This window comes from Vibrio sp. ABH4_348 (assembly GCF_056159765.1).
The window spans coordinates 682,691-707,359 of the sequence record NZ_JBSWVW010000001.1; the positions used below are offsets into that span (position 1 = coordinate 682,691).

21 protein-coding genes are annotated in these 24,669 nt (G+C 44.2%); 12 read left to right on the plus strand and 9 right to left on the minus strand.

What is annotated here, in order from left to right; all coding sequences use genetic code 11:
- Positions 1-215: 215 nt before the first annotated feature.
- On the minus strand, positions 216-2,255 hold the full coding sequence (gene metG, locus ACXAFJ_RS03170) for a methionine--tRNA ligase (protein WP_475321363.1): 2,040 nt from the start codon (positions 2,253-2,255) through the stop codon (positions 216-218).
- A gap of 163 nt (positions 2,256-2,418) precedes the next feature.
- Between metG and apbC the strand changes: the two genes are divergently transcribed.
- The 3 genes from apbC to ACXAFJ_RS03185 all read left to right on the plus strand — a co-directional run bounded on the left by apbC (position 2,419) and on the right by ACXAFJ_RS03185 (position 6,586).
- Positions 2,419-3,477, plus strand: coding sequence for an iron-sulfur cluster carrier protein ApbC (gene apbC, locus ACXAFJ_RS03175; protein WP_475321365.1), 1,059 nt, complete (start codon positions 2,419-2,421; stop codon positions 3,475-3,477).
- Between the two features lie 190 nt (positions 3,478-3,667).
- Positions 3,668-4,309, plus strand: a complete 642-nt coding sequence (udk, locus tag ACXAFJ_RS03180; protein WP_475321366.1) for a uridine kinase — start codon at positions 3,668-3,670, stop codon at positions 4,307-4,309.
- Positions 4,310-4,492: 183 nt separating this feature from the next.
- On the plus strand, positions 4,493-6,586 hold the full coding sequence (locus tag ACXAFJ_RS03185) for an AsmA family protein (protein WP_475321367.1): 2,094 nt from the start codon (positions 4,493-4,495) through the stop codon (positions 6,584-6,586).
- 106 nt (positions 6,587-6,692) lie between these two features.
- On the opposite strand, the gene cobO is transcribed toward ACXAFJ_RS03185, so the two are convergent.
- The 4 genes from cobO to ACXAFJ_RS03205 form a co-directional block, all read right to left on the minus strand.
- Complete coding sequence (gene cobO / locus ACXAFJ_RS03190) at positions 6,693-7,331, minus strand: cob(I)yrinic acid a,c-diamide adenosyltransferase (RefSeq protein WP_475324047.1); 639 nt, start codon at positions 7,329-7,331, stop codon at positions 6,693-6,695.
- 64 nt (positions 7,332-7,395) lie between these two features.
- On the minus strand, positions 7,396-8,943 hold the full coding sequence (locus tag ACXAFJ_RS03195; protein ID WP_475321369.1) for a methyl-accepting chemotaxis protein: 1,548 nt from the start codon (positions 8,941-8,943) through the stop codon (positions 7,396-7,398).
- Positions 8,944-8,964: 21 nt separating this feature from the next.
- Positions 8,965-9,534 (minus strand): hypothetical protein, encoded by a 570-nt coding sequence (locus ACXAFJ_RS03200; protein ID WP_475321370.1) that lies wholly within the window; start codon positions 9,532-9,534, stop codon positions 8,965-8,967.
- 86 nt (positions 9,535-9,620) lie between these two features.
- Positions 9,621-11,231 carry a pentapeptide repeat-containing protein gene (locus ACXAFJ_RS03205; protein WP_475321372.1) on the minus strand — a complete coding sequence of 537 codons (1,611 nt, stop codon included), beginning with the start codon at positions 11,229-11,231 and terminating at the stop codon, positions 9,621-9,623.
- Between the two features lie 304 nt (positions 11,232-11,535).
- On the opposite strand from ACXAFJ_RS03205, the gene ACXAFJ_RS03210 reads away from it, so the two are divergent.
- Entirely contained in the window at positions 11,536-11,991 is a 456-nt protein-coding gene (locus ACXAFJ_RS03210; RefSeq protein ID WP_475324049.1) for a low molecular weight protein-tyrosine-phosphatase, read from the plus strand.
- Positions 11,992-12,049: 58 nt separating this feature from the next.
- On the opposite strand, the gene ACXAFJ_RS03215 is transcribed toward ACXAFJ_RS03210, so the two are convergent.
- The 3 genes from ACXAFJ_RS03215 to sodB form a co-directional block, all read right to left on the minus strand.
- Positions 12,050-12,715 carry an SDR family oxidoreductase gene (locus tag ACXAFJ_RS03215; protein ID WP_475321373.1) on the minus strand — a complete coding sequence of 222 codons (666 nt, stop codon included), beginning with the start codon at positions 12,713-12,715 and terminating at the stop codon, positions 12,050-12,052.
- A gap of 166 nt (positions 12,716-12,881) precedes the next feature.
- Positions 12,882-13,409, minus strand: coding sequence for a VC2046/SO_2500 family protein (locus ACXAFJ_RS03220; RefSeq protein ID WP_475321374.1), 528 nt, complete (start codon positions 13,407-13,409; stop codon positions 12,882-12,884).
- 186 nt (positions 13,410-13,595) lie between these two features.
- The gene (sodB, locus tag ACXAFJ_RS03225; RefSeq protein ID WP_475321376.1) at positions 13,596-14,180 is read right to left on the minus strand and encodes a superoxide dismutase [Fe]; all 585 of its coding nucleotides are present in this window, start codon (positions 14,178-14,180) and stop codon (positions 13,596-13,598) included.
- 433 nt (positions 14,181-14,613) lie between these two features.
- On the opposite strand from sodB, the gene ACXAFJ_RS03230 reads away from it, so the two are divergent.
- On the plus strand, positions 14,614-14,958 hold the full coding sequence (locus tag ACXAFJ_RS03230) for a Grx4 family monothiol glutaredoxin (protein WP_475321377.1): 345 nt from the start codon (positions 14,614-14,616) through the stop codon (positions 14,956-14,958).
- A gap of 63 nt (positions 14,959-15,021) precedes the next feature.
- Positions 15,022-17,028: a DNA topoisomerase III gene (locus ACXAFJ_RS03235; protein ID WP_475321378.1), complete on the plus strand. Its 2,007-nt coding sequence runs from the start codon at positions 15,022-15,024 to the stop codon at positions 17,026-17,028.
- 4 nt (positions 17,029-17,032) lie between these two features.
- On the opposite strand, the gene ACXAFJ_RS03240 is transcribed toward ACXAFJ_RS03235, so the two are convergent.
- Positions 17,033-17,725, minus strand: a complete 693-nt coding sequence (locus ACXAFJ_RS03240; RefSeq protein ID WP_475321380.1) for an SDR family oxidoreductase — start codon at positions 17,723-17,725, stop codon at positions 17,033-17,035.
- Positions 17,726-18,006: 281 nt separating this feature from the next.
- On the opposite strand from ACXAFJ_RS03240, the gene ACXAFJ_RS03245 reads away from it, so the two are divergent.
- The 6 genes from ACXAFJ_RS03245 (at position 18,007) to ACXAFJ_RS03270 (ending at position 24,607) form a co-directional block, all read left to right on the plus strand.
- Positions 18,007-18,948, plus strand: a complete 942-nt coding sequence (locus tag ACXAFJ_RS03245; protein WP_475321381.1) for a histone deacetylase family protein — start codon at positions 18,007-18,009, stop codon at positions 18,946-18,948.
- Positions 18,949-19,482, plus strand: a complete 534-nt coding sequence (locus ACXAFJ_RS03250; RefSeq protein WP_475321383.1) for an NUDIX domain-containing protein — start codon at positions 18,949-18,951, stop codon at positions 19,480-19,482.
- A 51-nt stretch (positions 19,483-19,533) separates the two neighbouring features.
- Positions 19,534-20,244 carry an aspartate/glutamate racemase family protein gene (locus ACXAFJ_RS03255; RefSeq protein WP_475321384.1) on the plus strand — a complete coding sequence of 237 codons (711 nt, stop codon included), beginning with the start codon at positions 19,534-19,536 and terminating at the stop codon, positions 20,242-20,244.
- A 189-nt stretch (positions 20,245-20,433) separates the two neighbouring features.
- Positions 20,434-21,567 (plus strand): helix-turn-helix transcriptional regulator, encoded by a 1,134-nt coding sequence (locus tag ACXAFJ_RS03260; protein ID WP_475321385.1) that lies wholly within the window; start codon positions 20,434-20,436, stop codon positions 21,565-21,567.
- Between the two features lie 441 nt (positions 21,568-22,008).
- Complete coding sequence (locus tag ACXAFJ_RS03265) at positions 22,009-23,142, plus strand: helix-turn-helix transcriptional regulator (protein ID WP_475321387.1); 1,134 nt, start codon at positions 22,009-22,011, stop codon at positions 23,140-23,142.
- Positions 23,143-23,599: 457 nt separating this feature from the next.
- Entirely contained in the window at positions 23,600-24,607 is a 1,008-nt protein-coding gene (locus tag ACXAFJ_RS03270; RefSeq protein WP_475321388.1) for a TAXI family TRAP transporter solute-binding subunit, read from the plus strand.
- Positions 24,608-24,669 lie beyond the last annotated feature (62 nt).

The window sequence follows — 24,669 nt, forward strand, 5'->3', positions numbered from 1 at the left end:
CGGTGTTTAGTTTTTGCATTGGTTGTGCCATTCTTTTAGTTATTAAATAACAATGACCTAGCTAGATTTGGTTTGTCTTGGTGATACAGGCTAGTGCAGAAATGCACTGTTTTGGGCAGGTGGCGAAAATAGCTCGTGGTTTGGTCTAAAAATAAAAAACGCCTCGATTTGGGTATAAATCAAGGCGTTTTATATATAGCTAGTGAAGCGCAAGATTACATGATTCGCATGCCTGGTTGAGCGCCTTCATGTGGTTCAAGGATCCAAAGATCTTTACCACCTGGACCGGCGGCGAGAACCATGCCTTCTGACATACCGAACTTCATCTTACGAGGTTTAAGATTGGCAACCATAACAGTATGTTTACCAAGTAAATCTTCAGGCGAGTAGGCCGATTTAATGCCAGCAAATACTTGGCGTGTTTCTCCGCCCAGATCTAAAACCAGTCTTAGCAGCTTATTAGCTTTTGGCACGGCTTCACATTCAACAATTTTGGCGACGCGTAAGTCGACTTTGGCAAAATCATCAAACTCAATTTCATCTGCAATAGGATCTTTACTAAGTTCCGTTTCCTGCGCAGCTTCTGCTTGTGCCACTGCTGCAGCGGCTTCTTCTTTCGATGCCTCAACCATAGCCTCAACTTTCTTCATGTCGATGCGGTTAAAGAGTGCTTTAAACTTAGTGATTTCGTGGGCCGTCAGTGGGGTTGCAATGCCATCCCAAGTCAATTCTTGGTTAAGGAACGCTTCAGTGCGCTCGGCAAGCAATGGCATGACCGGCTTCAAGTAGGTCATCAACACACGGAACAAGTTAATGCCGACAGTACAAATGTCTTGTAGCTGCTGATCTTGACCTTCTTGTTTTGCCACAACCCAAGGGGCTTTTTCATCTACGTACTGGTTGGCTTTGTCAGCCAAAGCAGTAATCTCGCGAATTGCACGTCCAAACTCACGGGTTTCGTAGAGTTCAGCAATTTTTTCAGCGGCATCAACAAATTCTTGGTACAACGCTGGCTCAGCAAATTCAGCCGAAAGCTTACCTTCGAAACGCTTGGTAATAAAACCAGCATTACGAGACGCAAGGTTAACAATTTTGTTCACCACGTCTGCGTTGACACGCTGAGTGAAGTCTTCAAGGTTAAGGTCTAGGTCGTCAATACGGCTGTTTAGTTTCGCTGCGTAGTAGTAACGCAAACATTCAGGGTCAAGATGCTCAAGGTAGGTGCTTGCCTTGATAAAGGTTCCTTTAGACTTCGACATCTTGGCACCATTTACCGTAACATAACCGTGCACAAACACGTTGTTTGGCTTGCGGAAACCAGAGCCGTCGAGCATTGCCGGCCAGAACAAGCTGTGGAAGTACACGATGTCTTTACCGATAAAGTGATAAAGCTCAGCTTTGCTGTCTTTGTTCCAGTACTCATCGAAATCGAGGTCATCGCGCTTTGAACATAGATTTTTGAAAGAGCCCATGTAGCCGATAGGCGCGTCTAACCAAACGTAGAAGAACTTATCTTTCTCCCCTGGGATTTCGAACCCAAAGTATGGCGCGTCACGCGAGATGTCCCACTGTTGCAAGCCAGACTCGAACCACTCTTGCATTTTGTTCGCCATTTCAACTTGCAGCGAACCAGAACGGGTCCATTCTTTCAACATTGACTCAAACTGAGGAAGGTCGAAGAAGAAGTGCTCTGAATCCTTCATGACAGGTGTTGCACCTGATACTGCCGAGCGCGGATTGATCAAATCGGTTGGGCTATAAGTCTCACCACAGGCATCACAGTTATCACCGTATTGATCTTCAGACTTACACTTAGGGCAAGTGCCTTTAACAAAGCGGTCAGGCAAGAACATTTCTTTCTCAGGATCGAAAAGCTGAGAAATAGTGCGGCTTGAAATAAAGCCGTTTTTTTTCAGTTCCAAGTAGATGTGCGACGCCAGCTCGCGGTTCTCGTCCGAGTGTGTGCTGTGGTAGTTGTCAAAGCTGATGTTAAAGCCAGCAAAGTCCGCTTCGTGCTCTTCTTGTACAGCAGCGATCATTTGTTCTGGTGACATCCCCATTTGTTGTGCTTTAAGCATAATTGGAGTGCCGTGAGCATCGTCAGCACAAATGAAGTTGATGGTGTTCCCTCTCAAACGCTGGAATCGTACCCAGATGTCAGCTTGGATGTGTTCAAGCATGTGACCTAGGTGAATCGAACCGTTAGCGTAGGGTAGAGCACACGTGACCAGAATTTTTCTAGGATCGTTTGCCATACGTAATTTTTCGCTTTTCAGTGAGTAATAAAAATAGTCAGCAATGATAACCCATGACGCTAGTGACTCCAAGGCTTGCAATCAATGAGACCGCGTGTTTTTTGGGGTTCTTTGCGTCCTACTCTGATGATAGGATTGAGTCGAACATCTGAGGAGAAAAAGAATGGATAAAACCGCCGCTATTGCTTGGCTAAATCAGTTTGAACACCCGTCACTTGCCTACGGTTGGGCCGACGTTTCAGGGATAGTTTCGGTTCAGGATCATGCCATTTCTATTACTTGGCCTTTTGCAAGCTATCAACTGACGGAAGATTTTTCTGATTGGCTGGCGGGGGAGCAAACGACCGGAAAAACAACATGGGAAGTGACGGTTTCTCACTCGGTGAAACCACTTCAGTCGGCGCTGGGTACTGACCTAAAAGGTGTGAAAAACATTATTGCCGTGTCATCTGGCAAAGGCGGCGTGGGGAAATCAACCACAGCAGTAAATTTGGCATTGGCATTGAAAGCGCTTGGTGCCAAAGTGGGTGTGCTCGATGCTGATATTTATGGCCCTTCAATTCCTCTTATGTTCAATACTCAAGGCCGCAAACCTGAAGTTCGCGACGGGAAATGGATGCAGCCTATAGAGTCTTATGGAGTTTACACGCACTCGATCGGCTATTTGGTGGATAAAGATGAAGCGGCGGTATGGCGTGGGCCTATGGCTTCTCGAGCGCTTGGACAATTGCTTAACGAGACTGACTGGCCTGCATTGGATTATCTTGTCATTGATATGCCGCCAGGCACAGGTGACATCCAATTAACCTTGGCACAGCAGATTCCAGTCAATGGGGCTTTAATTGTTACTACTCCACAAGATCTAGCGTTAGCGGATGCTCGAAAGGGAGCCGCGATGTTTAATAAAGTTAACGTGCCAGTCTTAGGCATAGCTGAGAACATGAGTTACCACATCTGTAGTAAGTGCGGTCACAAAGAGCCTATTTTTGGTTGTGGTGGCGCTGAAAAAATGGCTCAGGAATATGGCTTACCTGTTGTAGCGCAGTTCCCTTTGCATATAGATATTCGAAATGACTTGGACAGTGGTAAGCCAACGGTCGCAGCGAGGCCTGATTCCGAACACTCGTTAATGTATCGAGATCTGGCAGAGAAACTGGTAGCAAAAATGTACTGGCAGGGCACTCCTCGAGCAGAATCTATATTGTTTAAACAAATTGATTAGGTCCATTTGTGAATGCAATATTCAAACGATTGATATGCCTTAAATGATGCAATCGATTACCTCAAAATGCATGTCTATTTTCTACTCAAATAATGGTTGAAAGCGGTTAAAATACCGCATTGTCGCTAGTATAGAGATCTTTGAATGCCTATAATCTCAAGGATTTCTAAATTCAATTAGTGTGAGAGTAATGTCCGATAATAATCAGTGCGTCGTTGTAGGGATTGCAGGCGCTTCGGCTTCAGGGAAGAGCCTTATTGCAAGTACCATTTATGCAGAACTTTGCGAAAAAGTAGGCGGCGACCAGATTGGTGTCATTAAAGAGGACAGCTACTACAAAGACCAAGCTCACCTGACAATGGAAGAGCGCGTTAAAACCAACTATGACCACCCAAATGCGTTTGATCATGAGTTGCTTTGCGAGCACCTTGAAGCCCTAGGGCGTGGTGAATCGGTTGAAATTCCAGAGTACAGCTATGCTGAGCACACTCGTACCGACAACACGACGACGATGACGCCGAAAAAAGTCATCATACTCGAAGGTATCTTGTTGCTAACCGATCCAAAACTGCGTGAGGTGATGGATGCCAGTATCTTTATGGACACACCGCTAGACATTTGTCTGCTTCGCCGAGTGAAGCGAGATGTTGAAGAGCGTGGTCGTACGATGAGTTCAGTGTTGAGCCAATACGAAAAAACCGTTCGTCCTATGTTCATGCAGTACATCGAACCTTCAAAACAATACGCGGATATCATTGTTCCGCGCGGTGGTAAAAACCGAATTGCGATTGATGTTCTTAAAGCCCATCTAGCCAAGCTGTTAAGACGGTAGTCTTGAAATCCGGGATTACACCCGTAAGAACTATTTATTTTTTATGAAAGAAGTGTCACTTTAGGGGCACTTCTTTTTTTTGCTATGTATTTTGAGAGAAAATTCAATCCGTGAGCTTTGAATGGAATTGTTCGGCAGTTCAATAGTCTATAGTTTTGATATTTCGAATAAGGGTTAGGGGAAATGAAAAAAGCCTTATATGCATTTTTGTTTGTGCTGGTGGTGCTCATCGGTAGTGTGGTCGCACTGGTACTGTTTATCAATCCAAATCAAATAAAACCGGTTCTAGTTGAACAAACTCAAAAACAAACTGGCTTAGATTTGGTGGTTGAAGGAGACATTAGCTGGCAGTTTTTCCCATCACTAGGGTTCGAACTGGGAAAAACTAAAGTCCTTAATCCTTCTGGCTTTAGCCAAGAAACGCTTTTTTCCGTTGATCGCGTCAATCTCAATGTCGACGTTATGCCATTGTTTGATAACCAAGTGCATATCGGCAACATCGTTATGGATGGTGCCAAAGTAGTTATTGAAACCAAGCAAGATGGTAGCAGTAACCTAGACCCGCTCACTCAACCTAAGACATCGAGTTCCGAGTCTGAAAATTCCGTATCTGTCGATGTCAATGTATCCCCTGAGCAAAGCCAGCCATGGCAAGTAACTGTCGCCGGTGTAACGCTTTCTAACGCACAAGTGAGCGTAATCGACCGCAAAGCAGGTTCTGAAACTCACTTAAACGATATCCAGCTGACAGTGAGTGAATTTGCATTTGATCAATGGGCGCAAGTTAGCGCGTCTTTATCCGGTAAAACTAACGCGCAAAGTTTTAGTCTAGAAGCTGATTCTGAGTTCAAACTGTCTCAAGATATGGCGCAATATGCGTTGCGAAACATCGAAACCAACTTGTCTTATCAAGATCAGAGCAACAGTTTTGAATCAATTCAGTTGAAAGTCCCAACCTTTGGCTTTGATCAACCGATTCCACTAGAGTTTAGTGTTAAAGGAACTGCAGCGGACATGGGCGTAGAAACTAGCGGGACGGCTACTGCCAATATCGATAAGGCAGTAACGAAAGTAACGTTAGCGGGCTTGAATGTTGCCAGTACCTTGACCGGTGATGCTTTGCCACAAAATCCAATGAATATAGGCTTGGATTCCGATGTCTCATTGTCGTTGAACCGTTCAGTAGTCGATGTGGTGCTGAGAAAGCTCTCTGCCAATGATATTCAATTATCTGGCACATCTTCAGTGGCTTACGCATCAGCAATACCAAAAATTCGTTTTGATTTACAAAGCCCCAACATCGATTTGGATGCGTTTTTGGCCAGTGAAACTGGTGCTGCGGAAAGCAAAACTAATGACTCTGCAGAGAGTTCTGGCGATGGAGCATCAACTGAACCCGCAACGAGCGGCGAACCGGATTTAAGTGCGTTGAAAACACTTGATCTTGCTGGCGACTTGGCAATCGACCAGTTCAAAGCCGGCAACGCCTCAATGCAAGATGTGAAAGTTAAACTGAGCATCAAAGATGGCGTGCTGAACTTAAATCAGCTGCAATCAAAACTGTACAGCGGGATCATGTTGGCCAATGCTAAGTTGGACGCGACAACCAGCCCAGCCAAATACACAGCAAAAGGAGACTTAACGGGTATTAAAGTCCAGCCTCTGCTAAAAGATGTGGCTGACTTCGATACGCTGGAGGGTACAGGTAATATCGACATCAACTTAAATGGTCAAAGCCTGAACCCAGAAGAGTTAAAGAAAAATCTGGTTGGCGCAATGAACATCAAATTTACCGATGGCGCCGTCAACGGAATTAATATTGCTCAAGTGGTTCGCGAAAACTACGCCAAAATTAAAGGTAAGAGCTTTGATGGCAAAGAGGGTGTTCAGAAAACCGACTTCAGCTCAATGGCAACCAAAATTACTTTTGATAAAGGCAATGTGAACTTCAAAGACCTGGCTGCTCAATCACCGTTTTTGCGGGTCAGTGGGGAAGGTAGCGCAAACTATTTTGCAGAAACCGCAGATATGTTGGTGCGTACTTCCATCGTCGGTAGCCTTGAAGGGCAAGGTGGTAAAGACATCGAGGAACTGAAAGACATTACCATCCCGATTCGTATCTCAGGCCCGTGGACTGATCTGAAATATCGCCCAGAATTTGATGCTGTACTGAAGCAGAAAGCTGAGAAAAAAATCAGCGAAAAAATTAGTGAAAAGATCAAAGATGAAGACACCAAAAAAGCGGTAGATAGTTTGATCAAAGGGCTGTTTAACTAAAACCCGAACTCTTATAAAAGCAAATAAAAAAGCGCCGAAAATATTGGCGCTTTTTTATTGGTTACAGCAAGATGATTCAATTTTTGTCGTCGGAGACTGCAAAGTTCTACCAATCAATCCCTTGTAGAGATTTGATGCCAGATTCGAATGCGTGTTTTACATTTTTCACTTCAGAAACCGTATCGGCTAATTCAATTAAGGTGCGGTGAGCGCCGCGACCTGTAATGATTACTGACTGCATAAATGGACGGTTTTTCAGTGCTTCAACCACTTCATCCAGTTCAATGTAACCATAGCTAACCATGTAGGTCAGCTCGTCAAACAAAATCACATCGATACTTTCATCTTGCAGCATGCGTTTGCATTCTTGCCAAACCAGTTGTGCTGCTGCGGTATCCGTTTCTTTGTTTTGGGTTTCCCAAGTGAAGCCAGTCGCCATTACCTGGAATTCGACACCCAACTTTTCTAGTAGGTTGCGCTCACCGTTATCCCATGTTCCTTTGATAAACTGGGCAACTGCCGCTTTTTTGTTATGGCCTAATGCGCGCGTTACCATGCCAAACCCGGAAGTAGATTTGCCTTTACCGTTGCCAGTGATAACCAATAGCAAGCCTTTCACTTCCTTTGCCGCTGCAATTTTCTCGTCGACTTTTTCTTTAACTTTTTGCTGGCGCGCTTTGTGTCTATCTTGTTTTTGTTCTTCGCTCACGTTGTCACTTCCTATTATCAGAGGCTTTCGGAACATCATAAACCAAAAACCTATGTAGTGAATACATAGGCTTAATGGGGGAATAGTTTATTAACAGTAATTAGTTAAGGTTATACGCTGCTAACCAGCGACTGGTTTCAGCTGACTGGGTTTGTAGCTCGTTACTACTCGTGCTCAAGCGTTCTGATTCCTCGACCAGGCTATCAACTTGGGTATCGATACTATCGAGTTGGGAAATCAACTGTTCCATTGAAGCAAACTGCTCATCAGCCGAGTAAACGATTTGTTGTGAAGTTTGGTCGGCAGTAAGCACATCATTTAGCGCTGTTTCAATATTCGCAGCGGACTCTTCAATACGTTGTAGGCAGTTTTCCGACGCCGATTGTCCCTGATGAGTGTATTCAATAAGCTCATTTGCGACTGCGCTGAGTTTGGTCAGGATTTCTTCTACTTGATTGGTTGAAGCTGAGGTTTTTTCGGCCAACCCTCGGACTTCATCAGCGACCACCGCAAAACCTCGTCCATGCTCACCAGCTCGTGCGGCCTCAATGGCTGCATTGAGTGCTAACAAATTCGTTTGGTCGGCAATGGTACGGATAATGGCTAAGATTTCGGTTACTTTGTTAACCTGAACTTCTAGACTTTCAGCCTGAGCAGTTGTCTGTGCACTTTTTTCATTAAGTACTCGATTTTCATTTAGAGCCCGGGAAAGTTGTGCTTTACCATTTTCTGCACTGGTTACTGCTTTACTCAACGAATCGGAAGCCGAGTTTGCGCTGTCTTTTACGGTGGTAACAGACAATTTGGATTCCTCACCAAATGAGACAGCTTGTTTTATCTCGACTCTCTGAGTGTCGACTTTGTGATTCAATGACTCGCTATAACCTTGCAGTAGATTGGCCACGTTGTTGACAGACTTGGCACTGGCTTGAATTGGAGTCAGTGTATTATCCAATTTCTCTATAAAGGCATTGATGTGCTGTACCAATTCCCCAAGCTCATTTTTGGACCTAAATTCCAATCGCGTCTTAAGGTCACATTCTCCTGAGCCCAAGTCGTAACAGAGTTTTTTTACATAAACTAAAGGCTTGAATAAAACCTTGTTTAGAATTAGCCAAAGCAAAAATCCCGATACGACTACTGCTGTCAGTACCAATAGTATGGCTTTGTATGCTAACTGGCTGCTGAGCTTAACAAGGTCTAGGTAAGCCCAATGGAAAACGGCATAACCAACCAGAGTCTGCTTTTTTCCTGCCAGTAGAGGAGCGATGGTGGTGACACCATTAATAGTATCATCTTGGACTAATACCTCAGATTCACTTGGCATTGAGGGTAGTGGAGCGGGCGAATTATCAGAACTAAACAGAACCTTCTTATCTGGCGTGTAAATTGCGACAGACTTTAAATTGCCACCGTTACTCTCGATTGATGCTGTAACGTCTTCGGTAATGTTATCGACTTTTTTGAAACGCGTCGCGGTTGCAACTTCGGATGCCAATTGTTGACTGGTTTGGACAAATGCATTTCGACTTAGGTCATGGAGGGCGGTGGTACTGCTGAACCAAGATAACCACGAGCTTAAAATTACTGCTGCTACCGTTATCGCTGATGATACTAAAATGACAAGTAATCTAAGTGATATGTTCATTCGCCCTCCAGGAGTGATCGTTTATAAACCGTCTACATTGACACCCACCGTAATCGCACCAATGGCTTTACCGCTTTCATCAACCACGGTATAACTCACTTGGGACTGAAACATCTGCGTTGATTCGTCTTCTTCAATTTCACTAATGTGCACAGCATTAGCACCCATTGAATAGGTCTTCTGCCATTTGGCTTCATCACCTTGCCAGTAATCTGACGTTACCGCGCTTTGTCCAACATTCAGGCCTTTATTGTCCATAACGAAAATTTCAGTAATGGTGCCTTCATGCATCGCCTGCTTTTCTGCAAGCATCTGTGAAAGCTCATTGGATGTGACTTTGTTGATCAGTGGTGCGGAGTTTTGGCCCACCTCGCTTCGCCATTGCATATCTAGCGCTTTGATTTGATCGAGGCTCAAACCATCGTGCATGGTATTTTGCTTTTTGACGGCAGAAATAACAGCTGGAAGAGATGCAATTTCTTTGACTTGAGTGTCAGCAAACTCTTGCAGTTCAGCTTCGAACTCATTTGCCAGTGTAGGGAACGCTACAGTAACAAGCGCCGCGAGGATTAAAACGAGTGGTGTTTTCATTTTATTACCTTTGATATGTCGTTGTACTTAGTGCATGTCTCTTAAGATCTTAGTAGAGCTATAATCTTATGCAAATGTGTGCTTATTTAAATCCTAAATCGGTTTCTCAGACCAAGGCCAATTAAAAACAAAGCTCCAAAAGCCATAACACTAAATAGAAAACTGACCGCGCCAAAGTGGGCGGGCAATTGCTCTGAGATCGCAATATAGGCCTCTCTTCCTTCTTCTCTCACACCGCCAATGAAAGGAAGGGTACGGCTAACTGCGAGCTCAAAACTGGCAATCCACTGTGGGTCAAGGTCTTGCCACCATTGAGCAACGGCTGTTGCGTTTGCTGCAGGAAAAGGTGCGCCAACAGCGTATAGCGTCAATAGAAATATGGCGGAAAACAACAAGGCAAAAGGTCTAACGATGCTTTGTCCATAATCACTGGTGATGTCGAAGGCGAGGTCAAGAATACTGGCGAGAGTAGGTGTGGAATGCCAACGTCGGGCTCGCATTTCTTCGGCATGAAATCTAAGCGCTGATTGATGGTCTTTGTTGTACTCGGAAAGCTCCATTAGTCTTCCAAGTCGTTCCGCATCGTTTGGATCTAAGCACCGTTTGATTAAAAATCCACTGGTTCGTTTTGTCGTGCAGTAAAGGCGATTGAGTGAAACATGGTGGCTGGTTTTGGTACCGACTAAGTCAGGCACAAAATTGACCATCTCCGGAAAGTACAAGGTGAGTGGTCCGTTAAAGCTGGAGTGTTTGAATGAAAAGCTCTGGCAGGTTTCGGATAAGTGAATGTTCTCAAAATATGCACCGCGGAAGGTGGCGTTGGAAAAATTAACGTTTTCCCCTGAAAAAACGCAGTCATCAAAGTAAAGAGTGCTGTCTCCAAACCACGCAAATGAAAAATCGACATCCCCCGAGCCAAATTGAACGGTTGAGAAAGTGACTTCGCCTTCACCAAATACCGCACCAGTAAACTCGATGTCACCTTCACCAAATTCTGCTCGGGAAAAGTTAACGTCACCTTCGGAGAACTGGGTTTTGGCGAAGCTCGCTTGTCCATCGCCAAATTTGGTCCCGGAAAAATAGACGTAGCCTTTGCCAAACTCACAGCTAGAAAACTCGATTTTTCCTTCACCAAATTCTGAGAGTGAAAAATCCACATAGCCATCACCAAACTTAGTTCCGGAGAAATCAACACCACCGTCACCAAGCTTAGCGCCAAAAAAGTCAATACTACCTGAGCCAAACTCGCACAGTGAAAAGTCGATCAGCCCATGGCCAAACTGAGACTCAGAAAAATCAACATTGCCCTCGCCAAATTGCGTATTAGAAAAATCGACATCGCCATTGCCAAAGTTGGCCGCGACAAAATCAATATTTCCCCGTCCAAACTGACAGTTGGAAAAATCAACGCCGTTGCCTGAAAACAAAGCGCCAAAAAAACTGATGTTGCCATTTGGAAATTGATATTCTTCAAATGATATGGGCTGCCCATTACTCGCGTGAAATTCGATACCTTCAAAACTAACGTGAGCTTCAGGGTTCAGCTGCACCCATTGATTCCACGCCGTCTTTCCTTTGGACCATAAAGTCAGGGCTTGCTCTCCTTCTAGTACTGTCTCGTTACTTGTGTCATGGGAACTTCGGTCAGTCAGTGCTGGGTTTTCAGTAAACGCAATTGTCGTGTCAATTTGATCCATACGGTGTGTGGCTCTCTGTAATCGAAACCCATGGTTTCTCGTGGATTAATTTCAAATACAAATGAGGATTTACCTTTTCTGAATGTAGGAAAAAAAGAGTAGGTGTGATGTTGTATATGTGAGATCTCGAGAATAACGCTGAATTATGTTTCAGAGGTGATTGAGGTCTAGCCCGCAAACAGGCAAACTATCGCCAAAACGTACTCAAGTGATTTCGTAAATACTTGGGACAATATAATGAGATTGTTATTGCGTAAGTGTATGCTTTCGCCAAGTTTTAAGGTTAGGTATGTCGAATCAACAAATCCCTTCTGTCTTAGTAGTCTGCATGGGCAATATTTGTCGCTCACCAACGGGAGAGGCAGTTTTGAAAGCGCGTGCGAAGGCGTTAGGAATCGATGTTGATATTGATTCAGCAGGTACGATTAACTATCACCAAGGCAAAGGTCCTGATTCCCGTTCGGTTTCTGCCGGCGAGAAGCGTGGCTATTCATTTTCAGGGATTAAATCTCGCCAGATTACGGAACAAGATTTCGTAAAATTTGACTATGTACTTGCTGCCGATCGCGCCAATATGGCAGATATGCTAGACATTTGCCCGCGCGAACATGCTCACAAAATCAGCCTGTTTCTTTCTCACTCCGATAGCGACTATCAAGAAATTCCCGACCCTTATTACGGGGGCAGCAAAGGTTTTGAATTGGTGTTGGATCTCATAGAAGAAGCAAGCGACCAGTTTTTACAAAAGATCTCTGCTTAAGGACAAAAAGCTGGCGAGCCAGCTTTTTTAGTGAAATAGCTAGGACAATTTGCCGTCACTATGCGGCCATGACTCGTCCACTAAAATAATCGTTCGATACTATATATTCGGTATTTCGGATCAACTCGTCTTGCAGTTCAGACCAGCTCGGTGAATCGTCGTCATCGGTAGATGGAATTACCGCACCGACTCGTATTCTAAAAGGTGTGAGTTCTTTGGCCCAAGATTGCGTCATCCCTGTGATGACGGAGGCCGTATTTTCAAAGCCTTTCGTGGTTCGTCTGCCTTCTTGCCAAACTACATTAACAATTACCCCTTGTTTATTTTCTTCTTTTAAACGGCATGCAGTCGCATGACAAAAGCTAAATAGGCTAGCGGTAAAGTCAGATAAACTGGCGCTGAATGAATCGGCTCCGGTGCTATCTAGTAGGGAAGGCATTGATACCGGAACTAGTGCGTTGATCAGCACATCAGGATACTGGCCCAATTCGCTTTTTATATAAGTAAACAAGCTTTCTACTGAATCATTACTGTAATCCTGAATTGGATATTGGTGAACTGATTGTGTCACCTTCTGGCAGCAAAGATAGGTTTGGTTTAGTTGATCATTGTTTTTATCACACAACACGACGATGGCACCGAGTTGAGCAAAATGCATTGCGAGCGTATTACCCAAATGTGTGCCTGCAGAAGTGACCAATACAACTGCGTTTTTTACTTCCATTTCGAAGCTCCGTCTCTGTGTGTTTTAGCGGTCTCGAAAGAATGGTTGATGACTTGTGATTTAGGTGTGAATAAGATCAAACTGTACTGGCTGAGCAAAGGTCAAGATCGATTATTTTGCACTTGTTCACACTTCTTTAACACATACGCTGAAATCTATGAAAACACTAAGCGAGTGCTTGAATTTTCTGGCCAGTTTGTAGCTCGATTTGATCGAGTCTTCTTGAGCTAACTAGTTGCTGTAAAAGGTGATTATAGTGAATGGGCTCAAGATCTTTGTCTTGCAATTGTCGACGCGTGTGGCCAGATAAATTGTGATAAAGATCTTCTGGTAAGTTGTGGGTATCCTGAGGGCGATAAGTGAGTGAGTCTTGTATAAGTTGTTGAGCAAATCTCACACTAGTCATGCCGCTCTTGTGGAAAAGATCATTGTGCATTTTGGCGACATCGTAGCTTTGAAAATCCGAGTTGAGTGCTTGAGGTTGTGGTACACCCAATTGAGTTCGCAGCTGTTGGTCATTGATATCACTGTTGGGCACTAATTCGGTGGGAGCAGATTCACGCATGTCATCGGAGAAAAAGGACACAAGAAAAGCAAAGTCGGCCCGCCTGCCATCTTGAACAGCATGGGAAAGACTCTGTCCAACGTTCAGTTCATTGACTAAGTGCGCTTTGTCTAATGCATGAATTTCCACGTATAGCCCTTGGTAATTTATTTCTGCTAACCAATAAATGAAACAACCCAGTAGTTATTCGATTTCTGTTCGAATAGAACGGTTCTGTTCAATGTTTATAGCGGCAAACGTTTGAAATTCTTTAGAGTTAGATGCTGATATGAAAAAGGCCCGCCATTGGCGAGCCTTGAAAATAGTAGGTAGTTCTTACTTAGCTAGGTTTTCAGCTACGAAGTCCCAGTTTACTAGTGCCCAGAAACCGTTCATGTAGTCTGGACGCACGTTGCGGTAATCGATGTAGTAAGCGTGTTCCCACAAGTCAACAGTAAGTAGAGGCGTTACACCTTCATCTGTTAGTGGTGTTGCAGCGTTTGAAGTATTTACGATTTCTACTGAACCGTCTGCTTTTTTCACCAACCAAGTCCAAGAAGCACCGAAGTTGTTGATTGCTGATTCAGTGAACTTAGCTTTGAATTCTTCGAATGAACCAAATGCTGCATTGATTGCGTCTGCAACAGCGCCTGTTGGCTCACCACCACCGTTTGGTGATAGACAGTGCCAGTAGAACGTGTGGTTCCAAATTTGAGCCGCGTTGTTGAAGATGCCGCCAGTTGAAGTCTTGATTACTTCTTCTAGAGACTTACCTTCAAACTCAGTACCAGGTACAAGACCATTTAGCTTAACAACGTAAGTGTTATGGTGTTTGCCGTGGTGAAAATCTAGTGTTTCCGCTGAGATATGTGGTTCTAGCGCATCTTTCGCGTACGGTAGAGCTGGTAGTTCAAATGCCATTGCTCAATTCTCCATTGTATTTGAAAAAGGTTTCCCTTTTTCCATTGCTTCCAGTGTTTATAATTTTTGTAATAACGTTGAGTTACCCAACGCAATCATAGTGCATCGCTGAGCGATTGTTCACTATTAGGTCATTACAGCTGACTTGAACGATATTCTAAAGTGATTTTCCCTAAAGAAAAAGGCACAATTTTTGTGGCTAAACCCTTTAAAAACCGATTGTTGACGACAAATTGACGTGCTACTAAGACTTAGCTTGCTCTAAAGCCTAAAACGTTTAGCAGTCTTTTTAAGCCGCGATATGCGATAGCACATAGCTTATGCCAGTAAGATATAAAACATCCCGAATGTCCCTAGCGTTTCTACGCTGTTATTTTTGAAACGATCGTTTAGAATGTCGGCATGATATCGAAACCTCCATCAAGAGGATGCAATGGAAACTATCGAAAAAATCAAACAGCAGATTGCTGAAAACTCAATCCTTTTATACATGAAGGGTTCTCCAAAACTGCCTAGCTGTGGTTTCTCATCTCAAGCTTCTCAAGCTCTTATGGCTTGTGGCGAAAAGTTTGCTTATGTGGATATTCTGCAAAACCCAGACATTCGCGCTGAGCTTCCAATATACGCACAATGGCCTACTTTCCCACAACTTTGGGTAGAGGGTGAATTGATTGGCGGTTGTGACATCATTTTGGAAATGTTCCAAAAGGGTGAGCTTCAGCCTCTGGTTAAAGAAGCGGCTGCAAAAGTTCAAGACAGCAGCGAAGACGCAGAATAAGTTATTAACTGTTTATCTATACAGTGATATGCTAAAGCCACCTTTTGGTGGCTTTTTTGTTTTATGTCTCGTCTAATCATTGCTGAAAAACCCAGTCTGGCCCGTGCTATTGCAGCGGTATTACCCAAACCGCACAAAAAAGGTGATGGATTTATCCAGTGTGCCAACGGCGATACGGTTACTTGGTGCATTGGTCACTTACTCGAGCAAGTCGAGCCTGATGCCTATGACGAAAAGTACAAAAAATGGCATTTAGACCATCTCCCCATCGTACCCGAATCGTGGCAACTTAGACCCAGAAAATCCGCCAGTAAACAGCTAACTGTGGTACGAAAACTATTAAAGTCTAGTAACCAGATCGTTCATGCCGGAGACCCAGATCGAGAGGGACAATTACTGGTTGATGAAGTCATTGATTACTGCAAAGTTAGCAAGAGTAAAAAAGACCAAGCGCAGCGTTTATTAGTCAGCGATTTGAACCCGAGCGCGGTGAAAAAAGCCCTGTCGAGATTACGCAGCAATCGAGATTTCATTCCACTTTCTGTATCCGCTTTAGCTCGTTCTCGCGCGGATTGGCTTTATGGAATGAATATGTCTCGCGCTTATACTTTGTTGGGCCAGAAAGCGGGATATCAGGGTGTACTTTCAGTTGGGCGCGTCCAAACTCCTGTTCTCGGGTTGGTAGTTAGGCGCGATGAAGAAATAGAGAACTTTGTCCCTAAAGACTATTTTACCCTGCACGCGCTTATTCCGTATTCCGATGGCACCTCCCAACCTTTTGATATTCGCGCAAAGTGGCAGCCGAGTGAGGCCTGCAAACCTTGGCAGGATGAAGAGGGAAGAGTATTAAATCGCGCTTTGGTAGAAAATGTCGCGGCGCGGATTAAAAACCAACCAGCAACGGTCACCAACTCTGAACACAAGCAATCCAAACAAGCACCACCGCTACCTTACTCTTTGTCGGCGCTGCAGATTGATGCGGCTAAACGATTCAACCTTAGCGCTCAGAAGGTGCTGGATATTTGTCAAAGCCTTTATGAAAAGCACACTTTAATCACTTATCCGAGGTCCGATTCTCGGCACTTGCCATTGGAGCACTTTAAGCAAGCAAAACAAGTGTTAGGGGCAATCCAAAGCAACGCTTTATCACTGCATGATGCAGTGAATAACGCGGATCCCAGTTTGAAGTCCAAAGCTTGGAATGACAGTAAGGTTGATGCTCACCATGCGATTATTCCAACGCCAAAAAACGCGAACGGCAAGGTTCTCTCCGGTGACGAAGAGAAAATCTACACCCTCATCGCTCGCCAATACGTTATGCAGTTTTATCCAGCCGCGATTTATGCCGATGCCAAATTAGTGTTTGATATTGCTGGTGGCACTTTCGTTGCAAAAGGTCGCCAGCTAATTTCATCGGGGTGGCGTGAATTGCTAGGCAAATCTGTCCAACAGAGCAAGGGTGATGAAGAGGCAGACAAAGTCCCTCCTCTCGCTAAAGGCACACAATTAACCTGTCGCGAAGGTGAAATTAATCAAAGAAAAACTGAGCCTCCCAAAGCGTTTACTGAGGCTACTTTATTACAGGCAATGACGGGTATTGCTCGTTTTGTCGAAGATAAAGAGCTGAAAAAGATCCTACGTGACACTGACGGTATTGGCACCGAAGCGACCCGAGCCGGAATTTTAGATACCTTGTTCAAACGCCATCTGTTAAAACGGCTAGGTAAAAGCATCCATGCAACCCCAGCAGGTAGAGGCTTAATTCACGCACTGCCAAAGGAGTCCACCTACCCAGATATGACCGCGCATTGGGAGCACCAACTGCAAGGTATGGCCGAGAAAGGACAGGCATATCAGCCGTTTATGTTAAGCCTACAGCAGCAGTTGGATAAATTGATGAATAAGGTGAAAACTGGGCCGATTCCAGACTCACTCCGTTCACTACCAGCCGTTGAACGACCGGCATATAAAAAACGGCGATTCAGTAAAAAGGCCAGCACGAGCAAGACTAAAAGTAACAAAACTGGTTCTACAAGCCGAAAAAACAGCAGGACGAAAAAGCCTCAGTAATCCACTACCAAGGTATGTGTGAACCGTCGTAGTTAATAAATGAGCCGGATTGACTAACGTCTGCGCTCTCTATCACTTGATATAACCCTGACGCTGAAGTTTGTGTCGAAATTAGCGCGTTAGGCCCGCCCATTTCAGTTTGTACCCAACCCGGGTGCAGCGCGAGTACCGCAAACCCTTGAGCCGTGAGATCGTTCGAAAGGCTTTTCACAACAGAGTTTAACGCCGCTTTAGAAGAACGATATAGATAGCCACCACCCGAGGTGTTCTCGGTTATGCTGCCGACTTTAGAGGACAAACACGCTATTTTACGCAACTTACCTTTTTCCAAGTTGGGTAGCAGCGCCTCAACCAATTTGAGCGGAGCTATAGTGTTTATTTCAAATACACGTCGCCACTCGTCAACATCCACGTTACCTAAACCGTAACCTTTTGGGCCATAGTATCCTGCGTTGTTAATTAGCAAGTCTAAAGCTGGTAACCAGTTAGAGACAGTCGCGAGCTTTGAATAATCAACCACGTCTAGCTGAATCACCTGCAGGTGTTGATTGTCTTGCGCCAGCTGAAGAAGTTCTTCAGAACCGTCTTTGTTTCGGTAACTTGCATAAACTAGCCAGTTTTGCTTGAGGTAATGCTTGGTGAGTTGAAGTCCAATACCTCGGTTGGCACCGGTGATAAAAACGCTGGGTTGTTGCATGGGAATTCTCGTTAGTTTTTTCTGACTTTATCAGACCCTAACCAAGTACGGTAATGTTTAACACAAACCAGCTGGACACTAACATGGCAGAGAACAACCCAACTGCGCCAAGCGCTCCGGTTAATACTCCTAGACTGATAAAAATAATTCGGCTCATAGTTATTATTTAAAAATGATAATTATTATCATTAAAGTGGAATTGCTGTTCAATTGCAAGCTGTTAGAATCAAGCCCAGTAAGCGAGCACAGTTAAGTTTTTAGATACTAAGAAGCCAATCATTATGATTCCTTTGATCTACCATGCCATTTATTCCGACTTTCCTTTGCCTGAAGGGCATCGCTACCCCAAAAATAAGTATCGTTACTTATATGAGCTTGTCGTTCAGCAGCAAGCGTTGAGCGAGACATGGAAAGAGAGGTTTCAGATATTTGAGCCTGTGCCGGTGACTCGAGCAGAAGTAGTCCAAAGTCATGACGAAACCTACGTTGATCATCTGTTGGAAGGCACTATGCCGGCAGCCAAAATGCGCCGAATAGGTTTCCCATGGAGTGAGCGCTTAATGGAAAGGACGTTAACCAGCTCAGGTGGTACCTGCTTAACTGCCGAGCTGGCAGTCAAACACGGTGTGGCGATACATTTGAGTGGTGGTTATCACCATGCACACAAAGACTTTGGTAGCGGTTTTTGTATGTTTAATGATTTGTTTCTCGCCGCTCAGCGTGCCATAAGCCAATTACCCAATATTGAGAAAGTCCTAATTGTCGATGCGGATGTTCATCATGGTGATGGCACGGCGACCATGGCGAACAACCGCGATGACATCATTACTCTGTCGTTCCACTGCGATAAAAATTTCCCCGCTCGCAAACCTGATTCTCACCTCGATGTCCCGCTTGCCAGAGAAACCGGTGACGAAGAGTTTTTACAAAGCTTCCGAGAGGTTGTGGATTTGGCGATAAACCTGCACCAACCCGATATGGTTATTTACGATGCGGGAGTCGATATTCATATTGACGATGAACTTGGTTATTTCAATGTAACAACGCAAGGTATTTATCAGCGTGACGAGTATCTGCTTACCCAATGTCGTGATTTTCAAATCCCCGTCGCATGTGTAGTGGGTGGGGGATATCGTTCTGAGCATCGAGACCTCGTGCCGATTCACCGCCAATTACTAGAATCAGCATTGCACGTTTTTGAGTCAAATAGGGAGGCGGTTTAAATGGAGCATCGAATTCGCGCCGCAGGGATTTTGTTGGAACAGAACAAACTTTTGCTGTTAAAAGTGAAGGATAAATTTGGGGAGTATTACATTCCACCAGGTGGAGGACTTGAAACGGGCGATATTAGTACGGTTGATTGTTTGCAACGTGAGTTCTACGAAGAGACCAACTTGAAAGTAGACATAGGGCCACTGATTTGTGTGCGAGAGTTTGTGGAGCAAGAGCCCAATCGATATCACGCCGAGTTCTTTTATCAGATTGTTGCGCATCAAGGTGAAACCTCTACGTCGAATCTAGACGGATTAAATGACCAAGACTACATCCAGCAAATTTGTTGGGTGCCGATTGAGCAATTGTCTAAACTGAAAACTTTTCCGGCGGATCTACATCAAACGGTTATCCCACTTATTCAAAAGCAGTGTTTTTCGCATCACCTTGGTAGTTATTTACAAGGCGAGAATGATCACGTGAACCAACTGCGTAAAGCCCGCGAAAGGGGCATTGTCAAAAATATACAATCTAACCTTTGTTAGCTGGATATAAAGTAGAGATGGAAAAACTGTTTTATTGAAGAAGGGTAAGGAATGAAAACAATTGGCATTATTGGTGGTATGAGTTGGGAATCCACAGAAAGCTATTATCGACTACTCAATGAGGGCGTAAAGCAAAGACTTGGTGGACTGCATTCAGCGAAAGTCCTATTACATAGCGTTGATTTTGCTGAAATAGAACAGCTACAACATCGCGGCGAATGGCTGGAAATGGCGACTCAGTTAGCTTCGGCAGCGGCAGGACTTGAGAAAGCGGGCGCTGATTTCGTCTTGATTGCTACTAACACCATGCATAAAGTCGCCCCTGAAGTTGAGCAGGCTTTAACGGTTCCGCTACTTCACATTGTTGATGCCACAGCCAAGCAACTTAAACAAGACGGCGTGACCACAGTGGGGTTGCTGGGTACGGCTTTTACGATGGAGCAAGAGTTTTATCGACAGCGTTTAGAGCAGAATCACGGCATTCAGGTGTTGATACCCAATCAAACGCAGCGAGAAGAAATACATCGAGTCATTTACCAAGAGCTTTGCAAGGGTCAAATCATTGATGAATCCCGACAATACTATCTAAACGTTATTAACGACTTGGCAGGTCAGGGTGCACAGGGCGTGATTCTAGGTTGTACTGAAATTGGATTGTTAGTCAAACCGAAGGATACAGAGCCCCGCCTCTATGACACGACAGAATTACATGCGAACTATGCGTTAGATCATGCGCTAAGTGACTCAAAGAATGATGCATAAAGCGATGCAAACGTTTGCGTCTTGTAACACAAAAAACTGGAATCGTTCTCAAAAAACGCGACCTTATCGTCATAAAGTGGTATAACCGTGTTCGAATGTAAGGCTTATTGATATTTGTATAGGTTAAATCCTTGGTTGGATGACCTCATCAAAGGCTAAGGTTACACCAGTAATTAGGACGCGCTTGGGATGAGCTCAGGACCTGCAGAGTTAAGAATCCAACTGTATAAGGCAATTGCCCAAAAAGAACATTGGCACGATGTTTTGCGATCTCTGACTGAGTATACGGGCTGCTCCCGAAGTTTGATTCTGCTTAGAGAGCGTAAAACCGCAGAATTAGCGGTGCCGGAATGGCTTAATAGTCTGAAGTCGCCTCTGATTTATGGTTTTAGCTGTGAGGAAATTCATGACTATGTCAAGCAGTACCAGTCTGATGATCCATGGAGAGAAGTAGAAAAACGATTCCATCCTAATTTGCCTTATGCCATGTCTTCTTATCTCCCCGTCCATCTTCTTCAACAAACCCATTTTTGGAATTGGTTAGAGCCCATGCAGGTCAGTGATGGCGTTGTGTTGGATATAGGCTCCGGAGATGATTATTGGGTATCACTGAACTTGTTCTTTAGAGCTGAAGACTCAAGCACGCGTAACAAAACCCTACAAGTCTTAACTGAACTGCAAGACTGCATTCAAGAAGCCTGGGCGCTAACACATTCCAATTACAAACAATCCCTGTTGCCTTCGAGCGTTCGCTTTTTCCTTGAGCAACAGCCATATCCAAGCTTTTTAGTAGAGCGCTGCGGAAATGTAGTGTTAATGAATGAGCAAGCAGAGCAGGTAATAGAATCGTCGGACAACCGTTTTTACATAAAACAGGGGCAGATTCGACATTTAGAGCCCAAGACTCACAAACAGGTTCGTAGCGCGATATTAGAGTCGCAAAACGCCACACAAGCGGGTCAAACAACAGCGGAAATGCAGCTTAAGTGCTTTTTTGCCACTGTTACCTTAATCCCCGAAGAGCGCGATTTGGTGGGTAGGGATACGGCCCTGCGATTATTAACCTTAAAGCCTTGCGAACTCGATTTTCAACACCCCGAATTTCCGGTGTGGGAAAACCCTTGTTTAACAAAGCGTGAACAGCAGCTAGTGCAAATACTTGCTGAAGGCGGAAAAGTGGTTGATTTTCAAGAGCAATATGGCGTTGCCAAAAGTACCGCCCATAGCCATTGGGGTAATGTAAAACGCAAATTAGACGTGAAAGACAAAGCCGAACTGTTTGCGGTACACAAATTATTTTTAGAAAAATGCGAAAACCAGTAACTAGTTACTATTTATTCCAACCGTATCACCCATTACGATTAGTTTTGTCAGTATCACTTGCCGATGCTTCTGGGCCTCTTCCCCTATCATAGTCAAAATGGAGAGGACCGTACTGGTCTTTATGGCATGTTAAAGAGCAGTATGCATCGGTCTTGTGTTCACTAACAACGAGTTGGCGAACTCAAATCAGGCTAAAAATTAGGCCAGTGATAGTGATATCACTGGCCTTTTTGATCGCCATCTTAAAATCCATATTTCTCCTCAATAAAACGCCAAAAAGCGTGAGCAAATCAGACGACATCACCCGGTGCATTCTGTACCTTAGGGTTAAATTAGTTGCATAAATGATTAAAATAGTTAATGGGTTTCGACTAAGGAATAGCCTATTAGTAACTAAATTCAAATAAATAAGGACATAGTCTTATTGACGAGGGAGTTTTGATGACTAAACAGGTTAAAAAAATTACTGATGTCATACAGAAAACACTCGATGATCCGACTAAATGGGGCGTGGTTTTAGACCTCTTAATTGAAGCGACTCAATGTTCGAAAGGCACTATATTACAGCGGGAAATCAAATCCGGTTTAGTCCATCTCCCGAAGCACATTCCCCCTTATTTAAGTCAGCCGCTATTGAGAGGGTTTACTGAAGACCAGTTGATCGATTATGAAGACAACTATGCTGAGAACGACCCTTGGACGGAAATAGAATTCAGGTATCCATCTGTTGAACCTTATGCCCTGTCTAGCTACCTCCCTTACGATGAATTGAAACAGCACGATTTTTATCATTGGTTAGCGCCCACGGGTGTAACCGATACTGTAGTAATGGATATCTACCGAGACAGTGATTACCTTATCGCCATCAACCTCTTTTTTGATATCGGTGATACTGAGACTCGCGATAAGTGCATAGACGTCTTGCAAGCGTGTAAAAACGCAATTCGCATAACCTGGCGCGCGATTCAAAAGCGTTATTTGGACACCAGTATCTATCAGCCGATGGCGATGCTAATGAACCGCAACAAACACGCGGAACTGCTGATCAATGCAAATGGAACAGTATTTGTTGCCAATGAAGAGGCCAAAAAAGCGTTTGATGACAGCAACTTTCCTATTGTGATCAAGTCTGAGCGATTGTTTATTCGCAACCAAGTTCTGCGTAACGCGTTTTGGCAAGGTTTACAGCTTGCGTTTGACCAACCTGAGAAACAAAGCTCGTTTCGTTTTAACAACTGTTTGTATAAGGTGACGCCGTTAGATGAAACTTACGATTTAGTGGGGATTGATCGCGGAATCAAATTACTGAGTTTTGACAGACAGCAAAGTGAGTTAAGCACTGAGCGCCCTATCTGGACGAGTGATATTTTGACTCGTCGAGAAAGAGATTTGGTCAAGGTTCTCAGCCACGGTGGGCGAGTTGTAGACTTCCAACGAGAACACGATTTAGCAAAAAGCACCGCTCATAATTGTTGGTCTAACGTCAAAAAGAAACTGAATATCAGTGACCGAAGTGAACTGGTGGCGCTGTACTCTATTCGTAGTACTAATCCTAAAAATGAGCTCAACGAGTAACTAGTTACTGTATTCATGTCTCGCCTTGTTCTTGTACTCTTTAGTTTGGTTAGAGGGAATACTCGCTAAATTAGCCTGTATGGTTGAAAGAAGTGCAGTGATCCGTTGTCCAATTGAAGCGGCCGCATTATCCGATTTTTTAAACATCAATTCAGGTGCTTATGTTGTTTAGAATTGAAACCGAAGTTTAAGCCTTTGCTAATTTTTATATTGGCTCACCACTTCCAGCAGATTAACGGAAGTGGTGTTTTATTTTGGGTTACAAAATATCGTCTAATTAGACATAAATAGTTACATTCGCCGTTCAAAGCCAAAGCATTAGACAAAAGTCTAATCGATCTACCTCTAGTTATTGGTGCAACAAAACCTCTTTGCACTGCAATTTGTTACTCTTTGTCGCGATAAAAAATAATTAACATATTTATAACGTGACCAAAACGTCTACACGGAGAGTAACATGAAAATAAAAAAACTCGCGTCAGCCCTCGCTATTGCAGCGGCTACTTTTTCTTTTAGCGCTCAGACTGTTGCCGAAGACCGTAGCTACATCCTAGCTACCGCGTCAACGGGTGGTACCTATTACCCTGTAGGTGTTGCGCTAGCAACACTTAGCAAGGTAAAACTCACGCCTAAGCACAAATTCTCATTGTCCGCGATTAGCTCAGCTGGATCGGGTGAAAACGTCAAGCTTCTGAATGAAAATGAAGCACAGTTTGCGATTCTACAAGGTCTTTATGGGGCATGGGCAGCAACCGGTGACGGCCCGTATAAAGGTGAGAAGCAAGAGAAACTGCGTGCTGTTTCTATGTTGTGGCAAAACGTAGAGCACATGGTTATTCGCTCAGATTACGCGAAAACGGGAACGGTTGAAGATTTAACCAATCTGTACGGCAAAAAGTTTTCAATAGGCAAGAAAAACTCAGGTACGGAAAACTCGGGCAAGCAAATCTTATCTGGTGTCGGTATCGATGTTGATAAGTTCAGCCTAGCGCACATGGGGTACGGCGGTAGCGCGAGCGCGTTGCAAAACGGTACGATTGACGGTATGAACACGCCAGCTGGTGTACCGGTTGGTGCGGTAACTCAAGCCTTTGCTGCAATGGGTAAAGATCTACAGCTACTGTCGTTTACTGATGAGCAAATTAAACAAGCGAATGGTGATTACAACCTTTGGACGAAATACGAGATTCCAGCGAACACGTATCCAAACCAAGACAAAGCGGTGACGACGATTGCTCAGCCAAACTTCTTAGCCGTTCGTTATGATGTCACGGAAGACGATGTGTACCAGTTAACTAAAGCGATTTATGAAAACCTACCTTTCTTGCAAGGTATTCATAAAGCAACTAAAGCAATGGCATTAGAAAAAGCGATTGCCGGTCTACCAGTTCCATTGCATCCAGGTGCGGCGAAATTCTACAAAGAGCAGGGCATAAATATCCCAGCCGAGTTAATCGCAAACTAACCACTTAGAGAGCCACCTCGAGTGGCTCTTTTTCTTTTTGCCCAATCTCAAACCCCTCTAAG

What these genes read in the sequence shown, in the direction of transcription:
- sodB (WP_475321376.1), bottom strand. Translation starts at nt 14,180, where the DNA reads ATGGCATTTGAACTACCAGCTCTACCGTACGCGAAAGATGCGCTAGAA.
- ACXAFJ_RS03270 (WP_475321388.1), top strand. Translation starts at nt 23,600, where the DNA reads ATGAAAATAAAAAAACTCGCGTCAGCCCTCGCTATTGCAGCGGCTACT.
- ACXAFJ_RS03265 (WP_475321387.1), top strand. Translation starts at nt 22,009, where the DNA reads ATGACTAAACAGGTTAAAAAAATTACTGATGTCATACAGAAAACACTC.
- ACXAFJ_RS03195 (WP_475321369.1), bottom strand. Translation starts at nt 8,943, where the DNA reads ATGAACATATCACTTAGATTACTTGTCATTTTAGTATCATCAGCGATA.
- ACXAFJ_RS03205 (WP_475321372.1), bottom strand. Translation starts at nt 11,231, where the DNA reads ATGGATCAAATTGACACGACAATTGCGTTTACTGAAAACCCAGCACTG.
- udk (WP_475321366.1), top strand. Translation starts at nt 3,668, where the DNA reads ATGTCCGATAATAATCAGTGCGTCGTTGTAGGGATTGCAGGCGCTTCG.
- ACXAFJ_RS03260 (WP_475321385.1), top strand. Translation starts at nt 20,434, where the DNA reads ATGAGCTCAGGACCTGCAGAGTTAAGAATCCAACTGTATAAGGCAATT.
- ACXAFJ_RS03230 (WP_475321377.1), top strand. Translation starts at nt 14,614, where the DNA reads ATGGAAACTATCGAAAAAATCAAACAGCAGATTGCTGAAAACTCAATC.
- metG (WP_475321363.1), bottom strand. Translation starts at nt 2,255, where the DNA reads ATGGCAAACGATCCTAGAAAAATTCTGGTCACGTGTGCTCTACCCTAC.
- ACXAFJ_RS03250 (WP_475321383.1), top strand. Translation starts at nt 18,949, where the DNA reads ATGGAGCATCGAATTCGCGCCGCAGGGATTTTGTTGGAACAGAACAAA.
- ACXAFJ_RS03215 (WP_475321373.1), bottom strand. Translation starts at nt 12,715, where the DNA reads ATGGAAGTAAAAAACGCAGTTGTATTGGTCACTTCTGCAGGCACACAT.
- ACXAFJ_RS03235 (WP_475321378.1), top strand. Translation starts at nt 15,022, where the DNA reads ATGTCTCGTCTAATCATTGCTGAAAAACCCAGTCTGGCCCGTGCTATT.
- ACXAFJ_RS03200 (WP_475321370.1), bottom strand. Translation starts at nt 9,534, where the DNA reads ATGAAAACACCACTCGTTTTAATCCTCGCGGCGCTTGTTACTGTAGCG.
- ACXAFJ_RS03185 (WP_475321367.1), top strand. Translation starts at nt 4,493, where the DNA reads ATGAAAAAAGCCTTATATGCATTTTTGTTTGTGCTGGTGGTGCTCATC.
- apbC (WP_475321365.1), top strand. Translation starts at nt 2,419, where the DNA reads ATGGATAAAACCGCCGCTATTGCTTGGCTAAATCAGTTTGAACACCCG.
- cobO (WP_475324047.1), bottom strand. Translation starts at nt 7,331, where the DNA reads ATGTTCCGAAAGCCTCTGATAATAGGAAGTGACAACGTGAGCGAAGAA.
- ACXAFJ_RS03245 (WP_475321381.1), top strand. Translation starts at nt 18,007, where the DNA reads ATGATTCCTTTGATCTACCATGCCATTTATTCCGACTTTCCTTTGCCT.
- ACXAFJ_RS03240 (WP_475321380.1), bottom strand. Translation starts at nt 17,725, where the DNA reads ATGCAACAACCCAGCGTTTTTATCACCGGTGCCAACCGAGGTATTGGA.
- ACXAFJ_RS03255 (WP_475321384.1), top strand. Translation starts at nt 19,534, where the DNA reads ATGAAAACAATTGGCATTATTGGTGGTATGAGTTGGGAATCCACAGAA.